The organism is Venatorbacter sp. C2-1 (assembly GCF_022832715.1).
In the GTDB taxonomy this organism is placed as follows: Bacteria; Pseudomonadota; Gammaproteobacteria; order Pseudomonadales; family Oceanobacteraceae; genus Venatoribacter; species Venatoribacter alkanivorans.
On the sequence record NZ_CP094879.1, the window covers coordinates 3,572,150 to 3,591,394 of the forward strand.

A 19,245-nucleotide genomic window follows, 5' to 3' on the forward strand; every position below is an offset into this window, starting at 1 on the left:
GTATAACAATTCACGAAGTGGCATTCTGTCTTGGGGAAAGAATGGCGCGCTCGGGAGGATTCGAACCTCCGACCGCCTGGTTCGTAGCCAGGTACTCTATCCAGCTGAGCTACGAGCGCGCATCGTGGGGCGCGTATTATAGGGAGTCAGTGCTAACTGTCAACGCTTTTAATACACATCTGCGGGAGCAGAAAACGTGGCGGAGAGAGAGGGATTCGAACCCTCGATAGGGGTAAACCTATACACCCTTAGCAGGGGTGCGCCTTCAGCCACTCGGCCATCTCTCCAGTTCACGGCGCGCATGATACCACGTTCCCGCAAAAATCAAAGGAAAAATTTTAACAAAATTAAGGTGTTAGTAATTCCCGTGACTTTCGTCGTGACCATCGTCACCATCTTTCTCGCGCTGGATGCGCTGGTAAATCTCTTCACGGTGTACGGCAACTTCTTTTGGTGCGTTAACACCAATGCGTACCTGGTTTCCTTTAACGCCTAAGACAGTCACAGTGACTTCGTCACCAACCATCAAAGTTTCGCCTACGCGACGGGTTAAAATAAGCATAGGAGTTCTCCTGACATTCCTGTTCGGTTCTAGGGTGCTTTGGCGGTTAAGCCGATATTCTCACGTCCCAATGCTCAGTATTGACCACTATGGTCAGAAATGAAGCCAAGGCGAGGCGTTATTGAGAATATTTAGTTATTAGGGGGCTCTCAGTCATTGAGCGCCCCCTAATGAGGATCGGAAAGGACGGAGGGTTATTCTGCCTGCTCTTCTGCATCCAGGCCAAAGGCTGTGTGCAGAGCGCGGACCGCCAGTTCCAGATACTTTTCTGCAATCACAACAGAAATCTTAATTTCGGAAGTGGTGATTGCCAGGATATTAATATTCTCGTCAGCAAGAACTTTGAACATTTTGCTGGCAACGCCGGCATGAGAACGCATGCCCACACCAACCATAGACACTTTACAGATGTCATCGGTTCCGGTGGCTTCACGGGCATTCAGTTCAGTAGCCAGGCTGCTGAGAATTTTCAGCGCTTTCTGATAGTCGCCACGGTTTACGGTGAAAGTGAAGTCGGTAGTACCGTCTTCGGACACGTTCTGAACAATCATGTCCACTTCGATATTCGCGTCGCTGATTGGCACCAGAATACGGGATGCCACACCCGGAACATCGGGTACACCTTTCAGGGTAAGTTTTGCTTCGTCGCGATTGAATGCAATGCCTGAAATAACTGGATTTTCCACGGAGCTCATCTCCTCCATCGTGATCAAGGTGCCGTTACCTTCCTTAAATGAGGAAAGTACACGCAGGGGAACTTTGTACTTACCGGCAAATTCGACCGAGCGAATCTGCAGAACCTTTGAACCCAGGCTGGCCATTTCCAGCATTTCTTCAAAAGTTACTTTATCCATACGGCGCGCAGCCGGAACAACACGCGGATCGGTGGTATATACACCATCGACGTCGGTATAAATCTGACACTCGTCTGCACCCAGTGCCGCAGCCAGTGCAACACCTGTGGTATCAGAACCACCACGACCCAGCGTGGTGATATTGTTGTCGTCATCGATCCCCTGAAAACCAGCCACAATCACCACGCCACCGCTGTCCAGCTGCTTACGCATGGCGCTGGTGTCGATATCTTCAATACGGGCTTTCATGTAAGAGCTGTCGGTTTTGATACCAACCTGCCAACCGGTGAAAGAACGGGCATCCACACCGCGTTTCTGCAGAGCCATCGCCAGCAGGGCAATCGTCACCTGCTCGCCGGTAGATACCAGCACATCCATTTCGCGTGGAGTCGGATTTTCGGAAATGCCTTTCGCAAGACCAATCAGGCGATTGGTTTCACCGCTCATCGCGGAAACGGCAACAACAAGTTGATGGCCGGCGTCGTGGAAAGACTTAACTTTATCGGCAACGGCCTCGATGCGTTCAATAGAACCTACGGATGTACCGCCGTATTTCTGTACGTATAGCGCCATGATGTGTCTTTACTGGGATTGACTGGTTGAAGGGGCGCTCATTAAACAACAAATGTCCACAACAAGAAAGATGGCCTATTGGCTTAAAACGCAACAGTCTGATGCCTGACCAACGTTTATTACCGGGGATAAATTACCGCAGCCGGGAAAAGTACATAAAGCGTCAATCTGCAGATAAAAAAACAGCGGGCAATGCCCGCTGTTTTTCAGCCAGATCTGACGATCAGGACAGCTGAGCCTGAGCCCAGTTATTAAAGGCGGCCAGAGCGTCGTCAATGCCTTCCGGCTTCTGACCACCGGCCTGAGCCATTTCCGGCTTACCGCCACCGCGGCCATCGACATAAGGTGCGCATTCTTTAACCGCATCACCGGCCTTGGCTTTACCAATCAGGTCTTTGGTCACACCGGCCAGCAGTGTCACTTTGCCTTCGGTTTCTGCTGCCAGCATAATAAGCGCAGAACCCAGCTTGTTTTTCAGCTGGTCCATGGTGGTACGCAATGCTTCCACATCGGCACCATCCAGACGGGCTGACAGCACTTTCACGCCGTTAATATCCTGCGCATTGTTAGCCAGATCGGAACCGGCACTGGAAGCCAGTTTGGATTTCAGCGCATCCAGTTCTTTTTCCAGCTGACGGTTACGCGCCATCAGTTGCTCAACTTTGTCGCCAACGTTATCGGCCGAACCTTTCAGGTTGCGGGCAATACCGTTCAGGGTGGCTTCTTCGCGGGCAATAAAGTCCAGCGCTGCCTGACCCACGACCGCTTCAATACGGCGGATACCGGCGGCAATACCGCTTTCGCTGCTGACTTTCAGCACGCCGATATCACCGGTGCGTTTGGCGTGAGTACCACCACAAAGCTCGACCGAGAAGTCATCCACACCCATAGACAGCACGCGCACTTCGTCGTCGTATTTTTCGCCGAACAGTGCCATCGCACCGGAGTTACGGGCATCGTCGATGTTCATCAGACGGGTCGTTACTTCGGTGTTAGCGCGGATCTGGGCGTTAACGATGTTTTCGATCTCAGCCAACTCTTCTGCTTTAACCGCTTCCAGATGAGAGAAGTCGAAACGCAGTTTGTCGTAAGTCACCAGCGAGCCTTTCTGACTGACATGCTCACCCAGTACTTTGCGCAGGGCAGCGTGCAGCAGGTGAGTGGCCGAGTGATGAATGGCCGTCGACTGACGCTTTTCCGCATCAACCGTTGCGGTCAGCTGGTCACCGACTTTGACTGAGCCTTCAACCAGCACGCCTTTGTGCAGGTGGTTTTTGCCTTCTTTGCTGGTGTCTTTCACCTGGAAGACAACGCCGTTGGCTTTCAGGAAACCGGTATCACCCGCCTGACCGCCGCTTTCGGCATAAAAGGCGGTTTCATCCAGCACCAGTACGGCTTCATCACCGGCGTTCAGTTGCTCAACCGCCACACCGTCTTTAAACAGGGCTTTCACGCTGCCGGTATTTTCCAGCTGGGTGTAACCAAGGAATTCAGTTGTTCCGTCGATTTCCAGACCTTTGCCGTAGTTACCGGCAAAGTTACCGGCTGAGCGGGCCATTTCGCGCTGCTTATCCATTGCTGCGTTGAAGCCGTCTTCGTCGACTTTCAGGTCGCGCTCACGGGCAACGTCGGCGGTCAGATCCAGTGGGAAACCGTAGGTGTCGTACAGTTTGAAGGCCGTTTCACCGGGAATGGTGTCGCCTTTCAGATCAGCAATAGCATCGTTCAGAATCGCCATGCCTTTATCCAGCGTTTTGGCGAATTGCTCTTCTTCCAGACGCAGCACTTTTTCGACGTGCGCCTGCAGTGTGCGCAATTCCGGATACGCTTCGCCCATCTGTTCAACCAGCGCGCCCACCAGCTTGTGGAAGAAACCAACCGACGCCCCCAGCATATGACCATGGCGTACAGCGCGGCGGATAATACGGCGCAGCACATAACCACGGCCTTCGTTGGATGGCAGCACGCCGTCAACAATCAGGAAGCTGGTTGAGCGGATATGGTCGGCGATTACGCGCAGAGACTTGTTCTCGGTATCTTTGCAGCCGGTCAGTTCGCCGGCCGCCGCCAGCAGTGCCTGGAACAGATCGATTTCGTAGTTGCTGTGCACGCCCTGCATGATTGCCGAGATACGCTCGAGGCCCATACCGGTATCAACAGAAGGCTTCGGCAGTGGGATCATCTCGCCATCAGGCTGACGATCAAACTGCATAAATACGTTGTTCCAGATTTCGATAAAGCGGTCGCCATCTTCTTCCGGTGATCCCGGAGGCCCGCCCCAGATATGTTCGCCATGGTCGAAGAAAATTTCAGTACACGGACCGCACGGGCCGGTATCACCCATCGCCCAGAAGTTATCGGACGCGTAGCGGGCGCCTTTGTTATCTCCGATACGGACGATTTTTTCCGCCGGAATGCCCATCTGCTTGTTCCAGATGTCATAGGCTTCGTCGTCTTCGGCATAAACCGTAACCATCAGTTTTTCTTTCGGCAGGTTCAGCCACTGCGGTGAGGTCAGGAATTCCCAGGCAAACTTAATCGCATCATCTTTAAAGTAATCGCCAAAGCTGAAGTTACCCAGCATTTCAAAGAAGGTGTGGTGACGCGCGGTATAACCGACATTTTCCAGGTCGTTATGCTTGCCACCGGCACGCACGCAGCGCTGAGACGAGGCCGCGCGGGTATAGCTGCGCTGGTCCTTACCAAGAAAACAGTCTTTGAACTGCACCATACCGGCATTGGTAAAGAGCAGGGTCGGGTCGTTACCGGGAATCAGCGGGCTGGATGGCACCACTTCATGGCCTTTGGAGGCAAAGTAATCAAGGAATGCCTTGCGAATGTCTGAGCTTTTCATACGGCTGCGGGTATCCGGAAGCGGTTAGTCAAAGTTAAAGGAGAAGGAGTATAGCGGTTTGCGCGCTTCAGGCCGAGTCCCCGCAAGCGTGTTCCTGGCAGTAAATATCAGCCACACAATAAATGGAGCACAGGATTTTGCCCGGAGATCCGCATTGATAAGCGAGAACAGCACGGGAATAAGCTGTCAGATCTGACGCCCACCGCACCGGCAGGAAAAATTGCTTGACGATAGACACAACAAAGATAACTATATAAGCATATTCTAATTTAGAAAAAGGTGATGTTATGAATGTCGATCGCATGATTTTCGCAATTGCCGGCCTGTTTATCCTGATCAGCGTTGGCCTGTCTCAGGTTCACAATATTAACTGGCTGTGGTTTACCGCTTTTGTCGGCGCCAACATGTTTCAGGCCGCATTCAGTGGTTTCTGCCCGCTGGCAATGATTCTGAAGAAACTGGGGATCAGCACCGGTAAGGCTTTCCAGTAATACTGCCGGCAGCGAGCTCTGGCAGGAATCAACCCTTGTAAATTGGCCGGAATTCACAGGTTCCGGCCACCTTCCGCCGCTATAATCCCGCCCTCATCCGGAGGGTTTATGCGTTATATCCATATTTTATTATTGTCTTTCTGCGCTCAGGTGTCGGCTGCCGACTGGCAACCCTATCCAGCTGAACTGCCCCAGTTCGATTACAGCGCTGACCGCCTGCTGGAATTCTGGCCACAACTGAATCAGGGGCCCGGTCTGCCCTATCCGGACGAAACCTTTCTCCGCGACATGATGGCGAAATATCCGCAACTCGCCGAATTTACCTTAACCCTGGCACGCCAGCCCGATGCCCATCCTGCCCTGCAGGCACTACTCAACGACAACCTGCAGCCATTGGCACAAGCCTGTCAGCAGGTCTGGCGTCTGCATTACGAAGGCCATTTTCAGCAGGCTTATGAATTGGGCAAACAACTCGGGCCTGCGGGCTCCATTCCTGCGCTGTACTCCAAGCTGATGTATGCCGCACTGATTGTGCAGGACAAAGACACCAAGCTTACAACCTTCCGTGAAGCCGCAGCCGAGTCTGAACGCCTGCTGCCTCTTGCCCCTGATTATGCCTTCGCCGAATTTGGTCTGGCTTATGCCCATGCCCGGATTCTGGAACTGCTGGATACCAGCGCCGCCACGGCCACCGGTTTTCTCGGTGACACCCAGGACGCGATGGCAGAGTTGCAGGAACGCTATCCGCAGCAAGCCCTGTACCCGGCGATGCTGGGCGGCTTACATGCCGGCGTGGTCGAACGTGTCGGCTCCTTTGTTGGCCGCATCACCTACGGCTCCACCGAAAGCCGGGCTCTGGAAGCATTCAAGCGCGCACTGGAATTACAGGACAAGCTGCCGGTGATCTACAACGAATACGTCAACGCCCTTGCCCGACTGGATAAAGACAAGTATCACGACAGAATGATCACACTGCTGCAGCAATGCGTTAGACTGCCGGTACTGAGTGCAGAAGAAGCCCTGAACCGTCAGGTCTGCGCTGATCACCTGCAACAATGGCAAGTGGCCGACTGAGCACAGCCATCACCGGATATAACAATGATTACTGCTCTGCTGATTGCCATGGTTCCGGCCATGGTGCTGCTGATGCTGCATCTGGCCATCGGACCTTTCGGCCATGTTCGCTTCCTGCACTGGCATCTGCGCTGGAAAAAAATGCCGGTCTGGCTGCAACAGAGCCTGTTAGTGCTGGCAACAGGCATTTTACTCGCCGGCGCCAGCCACCTGCTCGGCATCTGGCAACAACCCACGCCCCTTCCTGCCCGCTGAAACACAGCGTTCGCAGACATACTCCGCTAATGTGAAATTCTGATGAATAAAAGCGGCCAATCGTGACAGCTTTGTCCGTATAATGGCGGCAGTTTTTTCACTTACCGGAGTCTCACCATGCAACGTATCGTCATTATTGGCGGTGGTGCAGGCGGACTGGAACTGGCAACCCAATTAGGGCGCAAGCTCGGACGGCGCGGAAAAGCCGAAGTCGTCCTTATTGATGCCAACCCCACCCACCTGTGGAAGCCCCTGCTGCACGAAGTCGCCACCGGCGCACTGGATTCAGGGATAGACGAGCTTAACTACCGCGCCCACGGCAAGGTACACGGCTTTAGTTTTCAGCTTGGACGCATGTCCGGCCTGCAACGCGAACAACGCGAAGTGGTGCTGGCACCAATTCACGACGAACAGGGCGAGCTGATCGTTCCGCAGCGCAGCGTCAGCTACGACACGCTGGTGATCGCCATCGGCAGCGTAACGAACGATTTCGGCACGCCCGGCGCTAAAGATCACTGCATTTTCCTCGACAGTCGCCAGCAAGCCGAACGCTTTCACCGCACATTACTCAACGAATTCCTGCGTGCCAGTAACAGCGAAAATCCACGCAATCTGGAAATTGCGATTGTCGGTGCCGGTGCAACCGGGGTGGAATTGTCTGCTGAGCTGTACAACACCGCCGAAGTATTGAGCAGCTATGGCCTGAAGAACGTTTCCCCAGAACAGCTGAAGGTTACCTTAATCGAAGCAGGCGAACGCATTCTGCCGGCACTGCCACCAAGAATATCCGCCGCCGCAACCCGTGAACTGGAAGCGCTGGGCGTATCGGTTCGTACCGGTACCCTGATTACTGAAGCCACTGCCGAAGGCTTTGTTACCAAAGATCAGGGCACCATTCCGGCACGGCTGAAAGTCTGGGCCGCCGGGGTAAAAGCACCGGAGTTTATGAAAACACTGGGACTGGAAACCAACCGCGCCAATCAGCTGATCGTTAATGCCAGCCTGCAGACCGAAGACACGAATATCTTTGCCCTCGGAGATTGCTGCAGCGTAATGCACAGCGATGGCAAGCCGGTACCGCCACGCGCTCAGGCTGCTCACCAACAGGCGAGTCATCTGGTTAAAGCTTTGCGCGCACGTCATCAGGGACAACCACTACCGGAATTTGTTTTCCGCGATAAAGGTTCGCTGGTTTCTCTCAGTCGCTACAGCACCGTAGGCAGCCTTATGGGCAACCTGACCAGTGGTTCGATGATGATTGAGGGAAGATTGGCGCGGATTGTTTATGTGTCACTGTACCGGCTGCATCAGATTGCCCTGCACGGTTACTGGCATACCCTGCTGCTGAGCCTGGTAGGTCATATCAACAAGGTTATCCGGCCGCGCCTGAAGCTACACTGAGCTATCAGGCTTCATTTGTCTCTGCACTTAACGCCTGGCGGTAATCGCCGGGCGTTGCATCCGTCCAGCGCTTGAAAGCTTTATAAAATGCACTCGGCTCGGCATAGCCGACCATAAAAGCAATTTCATATAACGGGATACTTTCATCGCGGATCAGACGCATGGAAAGCGCCTGCCGGCTTTCGTCCAGTAAAGCCTGATAGGTTGTACCCAGCGCTTTCAGTCGACGCTGCAAATTACGCACACTGATGCCCAACTGGGCAGCCACATCTTCCTGTGACACCTGGCGCTTCAGCAAGCACCCCTGCAGAATGCGCTGCAGTTCATTGTACAACCTTACTTGTTCCTGAAATTTATCGGCGTTACGCTCAAAGTCACGCAACAGGCTGGCATACAGAATAGGCTGCTGTCCCGGATTCAGACGCTGCCAGGCAGCTGCTGATATATCCAGAGCATAATGCTCACCTGCAGTAACAGCCGGAACAGAAAAGGCGTTCAGTTCAGTAATAACATCAGGCTCCAGAGGTACCCGCAGAGTCAGATCCTGATCGGTATAGCATCGGCCCAACACCTGGTAACAGGCCTCAGACAATGTTAACAGGCCCTGCAACAGCTGCTGCGGCAGCAGTTGCAGGCTGCTCTGGGGCTCAGCCCGTACAACCACTTTGTGCTCACCCGGGCTGACAACAAAATGAATATTGCCAACGGACAGATGCATAAAACGCAATGCAGAAACCAGCCCCTGGGACAGGTTCTCAGAATATTTTAATAAGCGACTCAGCGGTAAATCACGTTGCGCCAGATAACGACCGGTACGGGCAGGCAGCAGCCTGTCGCTGCTTTGCGAGGCAATATACTGGTGGGCAAGCTTCAGCTTGTCAGCATCGACCCATGGCGGCATAGGCTCCGCTGGCGTCATGCTAAGTAAACTCCAGACAGGAGTGATATCAATACCTTGACTGTCCCAGAAACTCAGCAGGTGCTGCACCAGTACGATATCGACCTGTAAAGTTGGGCTCATATCCCTCCCCAACGATCTTATGATTATTAATTGCCGGTCTCCACCGGAAATTGAACATTCGTTCTATATTTAAATATATGATTCCGATCATGGTTAGCGGTGAGGGGAGTGTCAATAGACTGAGGCGACAGTGAAAATAATGTCGTCAAAAAGGCAGCTTAGTCAGGAAAATTCACTAGATGGTGACAAGAACTTAATCGTTGTCCGAATGTTCAGCCATGGCCAGCTGCTCAAGGGCATAACTGGTTTGCTCACCCGTAAAACCACGATAGGCCAGAAAACGATATAAACGGGCGCGTTCACGCATATCCTGTGGCGGTAGCCCGCCGGGGCATTTGCGTTGTGCCAGGTCCAGTGCCAGCTCATACCAGTCGACACTGAGACTGGCGATAGCACTCTGAATCTGCTCTGCGTTCAGGCCTTTTTCACGCAACTCCTGTTGCAGGCGCACAGGACCATAACGCTGACAGCGGCTGTTGAGGAAAGACTCGGCAAAACGTTCATCGGATTGCCAGTGACGCTCGGCGAGGTCATCAAGAACCGTTTCCACATCGTCAGGGTCAGCGGCTTTCGGGGAGAGTTTACGCGTCAGTTCGCGGCGGGAATAATCTCGCCGGGACAGCAGATCAACAGCCGCCCGGCGTAATTCAGCCTGCGTCAGCTCAGGCTTCGGTTTCTTCATCCACTTCACTGGTAATGTCAGATGCTACGGCTACCGTCAGCATCTGGCTGCGGATACCGGCTTCAATTTCTGCAGCCATTTCAGGGTGATCCTGCAGGAACAGTGCAGCATTAGCTTTACCCTGCCCAATCTTGTCGCCTTTATAGCTGTACCAGGCACCGGATTTATCCACCAGGCCACATTTAACGCCCAGGTCGATCACCTCACCCATGTGGTAAATACCCTGACCGTACATGATCTGGAACTCGGCCTGCTTGAACGGTGGCGATACTTTATTTTTCACCACTTTAACGCGGGTTTCGTTACCAATAACTTCGTCGCCCTGTTTAACCGAACCGATACGGCGGATATCCAGACGTACAGAAGAATAGAACTTCAGCGCGTTACCACCGGTCGTGGTTTCCGGACTGCCGAACATAACGCCGATTTTCATCCGGATCTGGTTAATAAAGATCACCAGACAGTTGGCGTTTTTAACGTTACCGGTAATTTTACGCAGAGCCTGAGACATCAGACGCGCCTGCAGGCCAACATGGCTGTCGCCCATCTCGCCTTCAATTTCAGCTTTAGGAACCAGTGCGGCAACGGAGTCGACAACGATGACATCCACTGCGCCGGAGCGTACCAGGCTGTCACAGATTTCCAGTGCCTGTTCACCGGTATCCGGCTGCGATACCAGCAGGTTGTTGAGATCGATACCCAGCTTCTCGGCATACAGCGGATCCAGAGCGTGCTCGGCATCGATAATGGCAACGGATTTGCCCATTTTCTGCGCCTGCGCCATCACCGATAAACACAGTGTGGTTTTACCTGAGCTTTCCGGGCCGTAGATTTCAACGATCCGGCCCTGTGGCAGACCGCCAATGCCCAGAGCGATGTCCAGCCCCAGAGAACCTGTGGAGATAGCAGGAATGGCTTCGCGCGGCTGCTCGCCCATCTTCATAATGGCGCCTTTACCAAACTGACGTTCAATCTGGCTCAGTGCCGCATCAAGTGCTTTCTGTTTGTTAGCATCCATCGCTCTGTCCTGTCTGTGTTTAATCTGGTTAGTCTGTCTGACCGGTCTGTTACCTGCCCATGACCAATCACTGTAAATTTAACCAGTATTTAAGCACAGCTTATTCTCAGCGCCAACCCTTCTTTTTTTGTCAGCAGGACAGCCAGCGGCATAAGCCCTGAATACCATGCACAACCGCCAGTGCGCGCACTTGTTCGCGGTTACCGGGAAAGTGGCAGCATTCCGTAATCTGCTGCTCGGCGTTTCCCCAGGCAAACCAGACGGTACCCACGGGTTTATCTTCGGAGCCTCCGCCGGGTCCGGCCACACCACTGACCGCTACCGCCAGATCACCCAGACTGTTATTGACGGCACCGGCCACCATGGCGCGCACCGTCTCTTCGCTGACCGCACCAAACTGCTCAATAATCGCCGGTGGTACGCCGAGGTAGCGGACCTTGGCTTCGTTGGAATAGGTTACAAAACCACATTCAAACCAGTTCGAACTGCCGGCCAGATCGGTCAGCGCACTGGCAATACCGCCGCCGGTACAGGACTCCGCGGTGACCAGCCGCAGATTACGGCTCTGCAGAATTTCAGCCAGTACGGCAACAGAAGCATTCAGTTCAGGGCTCATTTCTGTATCCTCGCGGAATCACTTACAATCTGCCGTTTACATTAACACGCCCGTTTTTTAAGGACACTCGCCCGATGAGCCAGGCAACCGCCCAGCACACGCCGATGATGCAACAGTATTTCCGCATCAAAGCCGAATTCTCCGACACTCTGCTGTTTTATCGCATGGGCGATTTTTACGAATTATTTTACAGCGACGCCAAACGTGCGGCACAGCTGCTCGACATTACCTTAACCGCCCGCGGCCAGAGTGGCGGCGAGCCGATTCCGATGGCCGGTATTCCATACCATGCTGCCGAAAACTATATCGCCCGGCTGGTAAAGCAGGGCGTATCGGTGGCGATTGCCGAACAAATCGGCGACCCGGCGACCAGCAAAGGGCCGGTCGAACGCAAAGTCGTGCGGGTGATCACACCAGGCACCCTGACCGATGAAGCTTTTCTGGATGAACGCTCCGACAACCTGCTGGTTGCCCTCTGCTCCGAACAGCAGCGTCATGGTTTAGCCGTACTGGAAATCAGTTCCGGTCGTTTCTCGGTGCTGGAGGTCGACGGTGAAGACGCCTTACTGGCCGAGATCGAACGTCTGCGTCCGGCAGAATTATTACTTAACGAAGATCAGCGCCAGCCTGCCGGGCTGCGTGAGCGTCAGGGCGCTAAATTACAGGCGCCCTGGCACTACGAATCCGACACCGCTTTCCGCCTGCTGACCCAGCAGTTAAAAACCCGCGACCTGCGTGGCTTTGGCTGTGAGCATATGACGGTGGCTATCCGTGCTGCCGGCGCTCTGCTGAATTACGCTCAGGAAACCCAGCGCAATAATCTGCCGCATATCCGCTCGCTGCAGATCGAGCAGCCGGATGACGCCATTATTATCGACCCCGCCAGTCGCCGGAATCTGGAAATCGACATCAACCAGAAAGGCGACAGTCAGCACACGCTGGCCTGGATCATGGATAAAACCGCCACCGCGATGGGCAGCCGTCTGCTCAAACGCTGGCTGAACCGCCCGCTGCGCGACCAGGCTCTGCTGCAACAACGACAGGGATTCATCGCCCAGCTTATTCAGCATTACGCCGCCGAAGAATTGCACAGCAGCCTGAAACAGGTCGGCGATATTGAACGTATTCTATCGCGCGTAGCACTGGGCTCCGCCCGCCCGCGCGACCTCGCACGGCTGCGTGATGCGCTGGCCATCGTGCCCGATATCCGCCAGCAGCTAACCCGCCTCGACAGCACACTGGCCGAACAGTTACTGGAACGGGCGCAGGAATTCCCGCACTGGGTTGAACGCCTGAGCAAAGCCATTATTGAAAACCCGCCGGTCATTATCCGCGACGGCGGTGTGATCGCCGAAGGCTACGACAGCGAGCTGGACGAACTGCGCGCACTGAGCGAAAACGCCGGCGATTATTTAATTAAACTCGAAGAGCAGGAAAAAGAACGCACCGGTATCAGCACCTTAAAAGTCGGCTACAACCGCGTGCACGGCTATTACATTGAAATATCCAAAGCCCAGTCCGATGCCGCGCCTACGGAATATATCCGTCGCCAGACGCTGAAAAACGCCGAACGTTTTATTACGCCGGAGCTTAAAACCTTCGAAGACAAAGCCCTGAGTGCCAAAAGCCGGGCGTTAAGCCGCGAAAAAGCACTGTACGATGAACTGGTACAGGCGCTGGCCGAAGAGCTGATTCCGTTACAGGTGTGCGCCGCGGCGCTGTCTGAACTGGATGTACTGTCGAATCTGGCCGAGCGTGCCGAAACCCTGCGTTTTGTTCAGCCACAACTGGTCAGCGACGCGGTGGTTGATATTCAGCAGGGGCGCCATCCGGTAATCGAAAATCTGATCGTCGATCCCTTTGTCTCCAACGATACCCGCCTCGATGCCCAGCAGAATATGCAGATCATTACCGGTCCGAACATGGGCGGTAAATCGACCTATATGCGTCAGGTTGCACTGATTGCCCTGCTGGCGCATATCGGCAGTTATGTGCCCGCCGAGAGCTGCACCCTCGGCCCGATTGACCGGATTTTTACCCGCATGGGTTCTTCCGATGATGTCGCCGGTGGCCGTTCGACCTTTATGGTGGAAATGACCGAAACCGCGAATATCCTGCACAATGCCACCGCCCAGAGCCTGGTATTGATGGATGAAGTCGGCCGTGGCACCAGCACTTTTGACGGTCTGTCTCTGGCCTGGGCCAGTGCCGCACATCTGGCCGAACATATCGGTGCATTTACCCTGTTTGCCACCCATTATTTCGAGATGACCGCCCTGCCGGAAAACCACAGCAATGTGGTTAACGTGCACCTGAAAGCCACCGAACACGACGACCGTATTATCTTCCTGCACTCGGTAGAACAGGGCCCGGCCAGCCAGAGTTATGGTCTGCAGGTCGCTCAGCTGGCCGGCGTACCGGACAGCGTGATTCAGCAGGCCAAAGCGCAGCTGCTGCATCTGGAGCAAAGCTCCGGCGTCAACCCTGCAGCCATACAAAAGTCTTTTACCAGCGGTGCGGACAACACGGCACCAGTGACGCATAAAGCGGCAAAAGCCGATCTGCCGCTGCAGAATGATCTGTTCGCCGCCCTGCCGTCAGCCGTTGAAGAGCGCCTGGCCGCACTGAATCCGGACGATTTGTCCCCACGGGCGGCACTGGAATTGATGTATGAACTGAAGGCGCTGCTGTAAAGCAGCGGCCTTCTTATAGCCAGCGTGCAGGTTTTTACGACTTCGTTAGAACCATTAGGCCGTTGGCTATAACCCATATTTATAGCGGACGAACTTGCCCACTTGCCCGCTCCTACCTAGAATGGCGGATTACTAAACACCCGGAGACTGAGTATCTTATCAGTCTGCCAAGAACCGGGGGAAAGCGCCGATGATTTGCGAGATTAGGAGATACCCCAGATGACGTTCGTCGTTACTGATAACTGCGTGAAATGTAAGTACACCGACTGTGTGGAAGTCTGCCCGGTTGACTGTTTCTACGAAGGTCCGAACTTTCTGGTGATTCACCCGGATGAGTGTATCGACTGTGCACTGTGTGAGCCTGAGTGCCCGGCAGAAGCGATTTTCTCCGAAGACGAAGTACCGGCCGGTCAGGAACAGTACATTGAACTGAACGCAGAATTGGCCGAAGTATGGCCGAACATCAGCGAGAAAAAAGAATCGCTGCCGGATGCCGAGGAGTGGGATGGCGTTCCGGACAAACTGCAGCATCTTGAGCGCTGAGTTTTCCAGCTCAGCATCCGGGTTAAACCCCGGGCAATAAAAAAGCGGCCAATGGCCGCTTTTTTATTGCTGCTGTTCAGTGATCAGGCATCACCAAACAGAGTGGCTGCGTTCAGTCCCTGCTTTTCCATGATCTCACGCAGACGCTTAAGGGCTTCCACCTGGATCTGACGAACACGCTCACGGGTCAGACCGATTTCGCGACCCACATCTTCCAGAGTGCTGGTTTCATAACCACGCAGACCAAAGCGGCGGGATAATACTTCACGTTGCTTCTCTGGCAGTTCTTCAATCCAGCGATCCAGGTTGGACTGAATATCCTGATTCTGCAATTCCTCACCCGGATCGGTTACACGTTCATCAGCAATGGTATCCAGAATGGATTTATCGGATGACGGTCCCAGTGGGGTATCAATCGAGGTCACACGCTCATTCAGTTTGAGCATGCGTTTTACATCTTCTACCGGTTTTTCCAGCAGAGCTGCGATTTCTTCTGCGCTTGGCTCATGATCCAGCTTCTGGGTCAGCTCACGGGCTGCACGCAGGTAAACGTTGAGTTCTTTGACCACGTGAATCGGCAGACGGATGGTACGGGTCTGATTCATAATCGCCCGTTCGATGGTCTGACGGATCCACCAGGTGGCGTAGGTAGAGAAGCGGAATCCGCGTTCCGGATCAAACTTCTCAACCGCGCGGATCAGACCAAGGTTGCCCTCTTCGATCAGATCCAGCAGTGATAAGCCGCGGTTAACGTAACGGCGTGAAATCTTCACCACCAGTCGCAGGTTACTTTCAATCATGCGACGGCGACCCATCTCATCACCCTTGCGGGCCAGACGTGCATAGTGCACTTCTTCTTCCGCAGACAGCAGTGGGGAAAACCCAATCTCATTGAGATACAACTGAGTAGCATCCATCGTTTTGTAGGATGTATCTGCCGCAAAGCGTTCTGTGGTTTCGTCTGCCGAATCCTGTTCAGACTCAGACTCTTCCACCAGTGCCAGCGCTTCTACATCATCAAAAACGTCTTCTTCGCGTAGTTCTCGTTGTTGTACTGCCATGTTCATTCCCGCCTTTGGTTATCGTCCTGAACCTGAACCGAAACAGGTTTTATGCCAGAACGACTGATTAATTTCCGACCGCTCTACCCAGGCCGGCTGGGTAAGTATCTGAGCGGATCAACCGGCTTGCCGTTTCTTCGGATCTCAAAGTGAAGTTTCACTTTGTCGGTACCAGTAGATCCTATTTCGGCAATCTTCTGGCCAGCTTTAACGACTTCTTGTTCGCTGACCAGAATGCGGCTGGTGTGGGCGTAGGCGCTGAGGTAAGTATCGTTATGTTTGACGATGACTAAGTTGCCATAACCGCGTAAGCCCTGACCCGCGTAAACCACGGTTCCTGCCGCTGCTGCCAAAACAGATTCTCCCAAAGCACCGGCGATATCAATCCCCTTGTTTACGGGCTTTTTGGTTGAAAAATAACCAATCAAACGGCCGTTTACCGGCCATTTCCAGTCAGTATCGGCTGCATTGTCGCTATTTTTTGGCGTGTTATGACTTGTTTTGACAGGAGGCTTAGCTGGCCTCTGACTTTTTGGCAGCGGTTTTGACGGATTTTCGACGGCAGTAACCGTGACCGGAGCAGAACGGCGGGCGACATTTCTTATGTCAATCTTTTGACCAGGATAGATAACATAGGGGCTGGCTATTGAGTTAGCGCTCGCCAACTCCCGATAATCGATTCCGTAACGCCAGGCGATAGAAAACAGCGTCTCACCCCGTTCGACAAGATGGAAACCCGTCGCGGTTTGTCCTTTACTGAACTTCTCTTCAACTGAGACAAATTCTCGGCCAGAAAGACACCCTGTTAATAGTGTAGCTATCGTGACTAATATGACAGTGGTCAGTGCTTTCATCGTCGTCCGTCGGTGGTTGTTTTTTGACACTCAAAAATGACAGCTTTTTGAGCCCTGCGGCGCGCCTGATTGTTTTTAACCAAAGACACTTAAAAATAAAATACTTATTCTAAATAAGTCTAAAAAATTCAAAGTTTTTATCAGATTTGCGGCTTATATACGGAACTCTACCCGTTTTCACAAAAAACCCGTATTGCTTACTTGCAGATTTTTATTTTTAGTTAACACTTGTTCTCTCTGGGCGAACGAAAACTACTGCGCCGTTCTGGACGCAAAACGCTCAAGTCCAAGAACCAATAAAGCTCCCGCCAGCATCAATCCCAGCGCCAGCAATAAGGATAAACCACTGTCCGGCAGGATATTGCTCTGGATAAAAGGTACCTCTGCCCCATGGCTGTTCAGGCGCGTACTCAGGGTTTCTTTCCAGGGCCAGACTTTCAGCAGGGAACCCGCCATAAAGCCCGTCAGCAATGCAAACATGGCATCTTTATAGTGATGCAGTAACCAGCTCAGCAGACGCGAAAAAGCCATCAAACCGATAGCAGCACCCACCGCAAAGGTGCCCAGCAGTTGTATATCCAGTTGCCGCACGGCACCGAGAACCGGCTCATACAGCCCCATCAACAGCAAAATAAAGCTGCCTGAGATCCCTGGCAGGATCATGGCGCAGATCGCAATGCTGCCGGCCAGCAGAATAATCAGTGGTGTCGGCGTGACCGAAGTTGGCGATGCAGTGCTGATAAAGCCGGCGATGATGGCGCCCAATACCAGCAACACCAGTTGTGCCAGGCCCCAGCGTCCGATTTCTTTGCCGATATGCCAGCAGGAGGCCAGAATCAGGCCGAAGAAGAAGGCCCACAGCCACACCGGATAGTTCATCAGCAGATAGTGAATTCCACGCGCCAGCGACAACAGTGCCAGCAGGATGCCGCTGCCCAGCACCAGCAGAAAGGTGCCGTTAATGCTTTGCCAGAAAGCGCGCGGGCCGTCTTTAAACAGCGTTTTCAGTGCCTGCAGGTTGATATTTTTGATGGAGTCCAGCAGCTCGGTATAGATGCCGGTAACAAAGGCGATGGTGCCGCCGGAGACACCGGGCACCACATCGGCAGCCCCCATTGCTATGCCTTTGAGGAACAGCCAGAAGTGTTGCATCGCGTCCTTGTCCTTATAGATGAAGAGTTATCAGATATCAGCAGCGGTACTGTCATTGCTCTGAGATTAACGCTGTACGCCGGGTAAAAAAGGTACAAAGCGCACGCTTTCGAGGGTTTTACGGCTGAAGTGTTCCCCATGACGGGTAATCAGCACCAGTTTTTGCTCCTGTGTACCGACCGGCATAATCAGCCGTCCGCCATCAGCAAGCTGTTGCAGCAACGAATCAGGAACGTCTTCAGGGGCAGCGGCGGCAAGAATACCGTCATACAGGCCATGCTCGGGCCAGCCCCAGGTACCATCAGACAGCTTCAGCGTCACGTTGCGGTAATTCAGTTGCTGCAGACGCTGGCGGGCACGCTGGTGCAGGGGCTCAATGCGTTCCACACTGAACAACTTGCCGACCAGTGGGCTGAGAACCGCGGTCTGATAGCCGGAACCGGTACCGATCTCCAGCACCCGGTTAAGCGGCCCGGCAGCGAGCAGTATTTCAGTCATGCGCGCCACGGTATAAGGCTGACTGATGGTCTGGCCATTGCCGATCGGCAAAGCCGTGTCTTCGTAGGCGCGGTGTGCGAGCGCTTCGTCCACAAATAAATGACGCGGCGTCTGGGCGATAACCTCCAGCACCTCTTCATTCTTAATACCGGCTTCACGCAGGCGCTGCACCAGACGGTTGCGGGTGCGTTGCGAAGTCATTCCTATGCCGGTCAGCTGCTGCTCGTTCACTCAGAGATCCTGCTCAGTTCAGAAGCTCAGCCATCTGCTCAAGTGCAGTATGCTGGGTCATGTCCATCTGGATGGGGGTAATCGAAACCTTCCCCTGTTCAATCGCGTGAAAATCAGTGCCCGGACCGGCATCGGCAACGTCGCCGGCGGCGGAAATCCAGTAGCATTCTTTGCCCCGCGGATTGGTGGTCAGCACCGGATTATCGGAGCGCTGACGGTGGCCCAAACGGGTAATTTCAAAGCCGTTCAGCTCGTCGTAGACACGATCCGGCACGTTGATATTGATCACCGAGTTGGCCGGCAGACGCAGCAGCTCCAGCTTCGGCAGTAATTCCAGCAATACCCGCGCGGCCGTGGCAAAGTGTTGCTTGCCAGTCAGCGACACCGCAATCGGTGTCTTTGCCAGAAAACGCCCCTCCATTGCGGCGGCAACGGTGCCGGAATAGAGCACGTCGTCACCTAAGTTGGCGCCTGCATTGATACCGGCAATCACCCGCTCACAGCGGTTTGTGTAAAAGGCATTAACGCCCAGATGAACACAGTCGGTCGGCGTGCCATTGACGCTGATAAAACCATTATCCAGATGCAGCGGATGCAGCGGCCGGTCAAGGGTCAGCGAGTTGCTGGCACCGCTGCGGTCACGGTCGGGCGCAACCACCAGGACGTCTCGCCCGGCATCGGTCAGCGCCTGCGCCAAGGCGCGCAGCCCCGGAGCATGAACTCCATCATCATTCGACAGCATCAGCGTCATGCGCATTCACCCTTCGAGGGCCTGTTAACACTAATTAAACAGGCCTGTTATTAACTAAAAA

At 53.9% G+C, this 19,245-nt stretch carries 18 protein-coding genes and 2 tRNA genes; 6 read left to right on the plus strand and 14 right to left on the minus strand.

Features of this window, described 5'->3' with window-relative positions:
* Nucleotides 1-42: 42 nt before the first annotated feature.
* The 5 genes from MT343_RS16045 to alaS all read right to left on the minus strand — a co-directional run bounded on the left by MT343_RS16045 (nt 43) and on the right by alaS (nt 4,843).
* A tRNA-Arg gene (locus MT343_RS16045) sits at nt 43-119 on the minus strand.
* 78 nt (nt 120-197) lie between these two features.
* Nucleotides 198-287 (minus strand) — tRNA-Ser (locus MT343_RS16050).
* 68 nt (nt 288-355) lie between these two features.
* A complete protein-coding gene (csrA, locus tag MT343_RS16055) occupies nt 356-562 on the minus strand; it encodes a carbon storage regulator CsrA (protein ID WP_145466477.1) in 207 nt (68 codons plus the stop codon).
* A gap of 194 nt (nt 563-756) precedes the next feature.
* Nucleotides 757-1,989: an aspartate kinase gene (locus tag MT343_RS16060; protein WP_145466478.1), complete on the minus strand. Its 1,233-nt coding sequence runs from the start codon at nt 1,987-1,989 to the stop codon at nt 757-759.
* 223 nt (nt 1,990-2,212) lie between these two features.
* Nucleotides 2,213-4,843 (minus strand): alanine--tRNA ligase, encoded by a 2,631-nt coding sequence (gene alaS / locus MT343_RS16065; RefSeq protein ID WP_145466479.1) that lies wholly within the window; start codon nt 4,841-4,843, stop codon nt 2,213-2,215.
* Between the two features lie 287 nt (nt 4,844-5,130).
* Between alaS and MT343_RS16070 the strand changes: the two genes are divergently transcribed.
* From MT343_RS16070 to MT343_RS16085, 4 genes are all read left to right on the plus strand, one after another.
* Nucleotides 5,131-5,334: a YgaP family membrane protein gene (locus MT343_RS16070; RefSeq protein ID WP_145466480.1), complete on the plus strand. Its 204-nt coding sequence runs from the start codon at nt 5,131-5,133 to the stop codon at nt 5,332-5,334.
* Between the two features lie 108 nt (nt 5,335-5,442).
* Nucleotides 5,443-6,408, plus strand: coding sequence for a hypothetical protein (locus tag MT343_RS16075; RefSeq protein WP_145466481.1), 966 nt, complete (start codon nt 5,443-5,445; stop codon nt 6,406-6,408).
* 24 nt (nt 6,409-6,432) lie between these two features.
* A complete protein-coding gene (locus MT343_RS16080) occupies nt 6,433-6,663 on the plus strand; it encodes a hypothetical protein (RefSeq protein ID WP_145466482.1) in 231 nt (76 codons plus the stop codon).
* Nucleotides 6,664-6,780: 117 nt separating this feature from the next.
* Nucleotides 6,781-8,064, plus strand: a complete 1,284-nt coding sequence (locus MT343_RS16085) for an NAD(P)/FAD-dependent oxidoreductase (RefSeq protein WP_145466483.1) — start codon at nt 6,781-6,783, stop codon at nt 8,062-8,064.
* Between the two features lie 4 nt (nt 8,065-8,068).
* Here the strand turns inward: MT343_RS16085 and MT343_RS16090 are convergent, their stop codons facing one another.
* The 4 genes from MT343_RS16090 to MT343_RS16105 all read right to left on the minus strand — a co-directional run bounded on the left by MT343_RS16090 (nt 8,069) and on the right by MT343_RS16105 (nt 11,401).
* Entirely contained in the window at nt 8,069-9,085 is a 1,017-nt protein-coding gene (locus MT343_RS16090) for a helix-turn-helix domain-containing protein (RefSeq protein ID WP_145466484.1), read from the minus strand.
* 193 nt (nt 9,086-9,278) lie between these two features.
* A complete protein-coding gene (gene recX / locus MT343_RS16095; protein WP_145466485.1) occupies nt 9,279-9,767 on the minus strand; it encodes a recombination regulator RecX in 489 nt (162 codons plus the stop codon).
* Nucleotides 9,748-10,785: a recombinase RecA gene (gene recA / locus MT343_RS16100; RefSeq protein WP_145466486.1), complete on the minus strand. Its 1,038-nt coding sequence runs from the start codon at nt 10,783-10,785 to the stop codon at nt 9,748-9,750. The genes recX and recA overlap by 20 nt, the downstream gene beginning before the upstream one ends.
* A 130-nt stretch (nt 10,786-10,915) precedes the next feature.
* Complete coding sequence (locus tag MT343_RS16105; RefSeq protein WP_145466487.1) at nt 10,916-11,401, minus strand: CinA family protein; 486 nt, start codon at nt 11,399-11,401, stop codon at nt 10,916-10,918.
* 74 nt (nt 11,402-11,475) lie between these two features.
* On the opposite strand from MT343_RS16105, the gene mutS reads away from it, so the two are divergent.
* Nucleotides 11,476-14,094: a DNA mismatch repair protein MutS gene (gene mutS, locus MT343_RS16110; RefSeq protein ID WP_145466488.1), complete on the plus strand. Its 2,619-nt coding sequence runs from the start codon at nt 11,476-11,478 to the stop codon at nt 14,092-14,094.
* Nucleotides 14,095-14,313: 219 nt separating this feature from the next.
* On the plus strand, nt 14,314-14,637 hold the full coding sequence (gene fdxA, locus MT343_RS16115) for a ferredoxin FdxA (RefSeq protein ID WP_145466489.1): 324 nt from the start codon (nt 14,314-14,316) through the stop codon (nt 14,635-14,637).
* 83 nt (nt 14,638-14,720) lie between these two features.
* Here fdxA and rpoS read toward each other — a convergent pair whose 3' ends face one another.
* The 5 genes from rpoS to surE form a co-directional block, all read right to left on the minus strand.
* Nucleotides 14,721-15,698 (minus strand): RNA polymerase sigma factor RpoS, encoded by a 978-nt coding sequence (rpoS, locus tag MT343_RS16120; protein WP_145466490.1) that lies wholly within the window; start codon nt 15,696-15,698, stop codon nt 14,721-14,723.
* An 83-nt stretch (nt 15,699-15,781) separates the two neighbouring features.
* Complete coding sequence (locus MT343_RS16125) at nt 15,782-16,552, minus strand: peptidoglycan DD-metalloendopeptidase family protein (protein ID WP_145466491.1); 771 nt, start codon at nt 16,550-16,552, stop codon at nt 15,782-15,784.
* A gap of 252 nt (nt 16,553-16,804) precedes the next feature.
* Nucleotides 16,805-17,704, minus strand: a complete 900-nt coding sequence (locus MT343_RS16130; RefSeq protein WP_145466492.1) for a DUF368 domain-containing protein — start codon at nt 17,702-17,704, stop codon at nt 16,805-16,807.
* 66 nt (nt 17,705-17,770) lie between these two features.
* Nucleotides 17,771-18,403, minus strand: coding sequence for a protein-L-isoaspartate(D-aspartate) O-methyltransferase (locus MT343_RS16135; RefSeq protein ID WP_145466773.1), 633 nt, complete (start codon nt 18,401-18,403; stop codon nt 17,771-17,773).
* A gap of 43 nt (nt 18,404-18,446) precedes the next feature.
* Nucleotides 18,447-19,184 (minus strand): 5'/3'-nucleotidase SurE, encoded by a 738-nt coding sequence (gene surE, locus MT343_RS16140; protein WP_145466493.1) that lies wholly within the window; start codon nt 19,182-19,184, stop codon nt 18,447-18,449.
* Between the last annotated feature and the right edge of the window lie 61 nt (nt 19,185-19,245).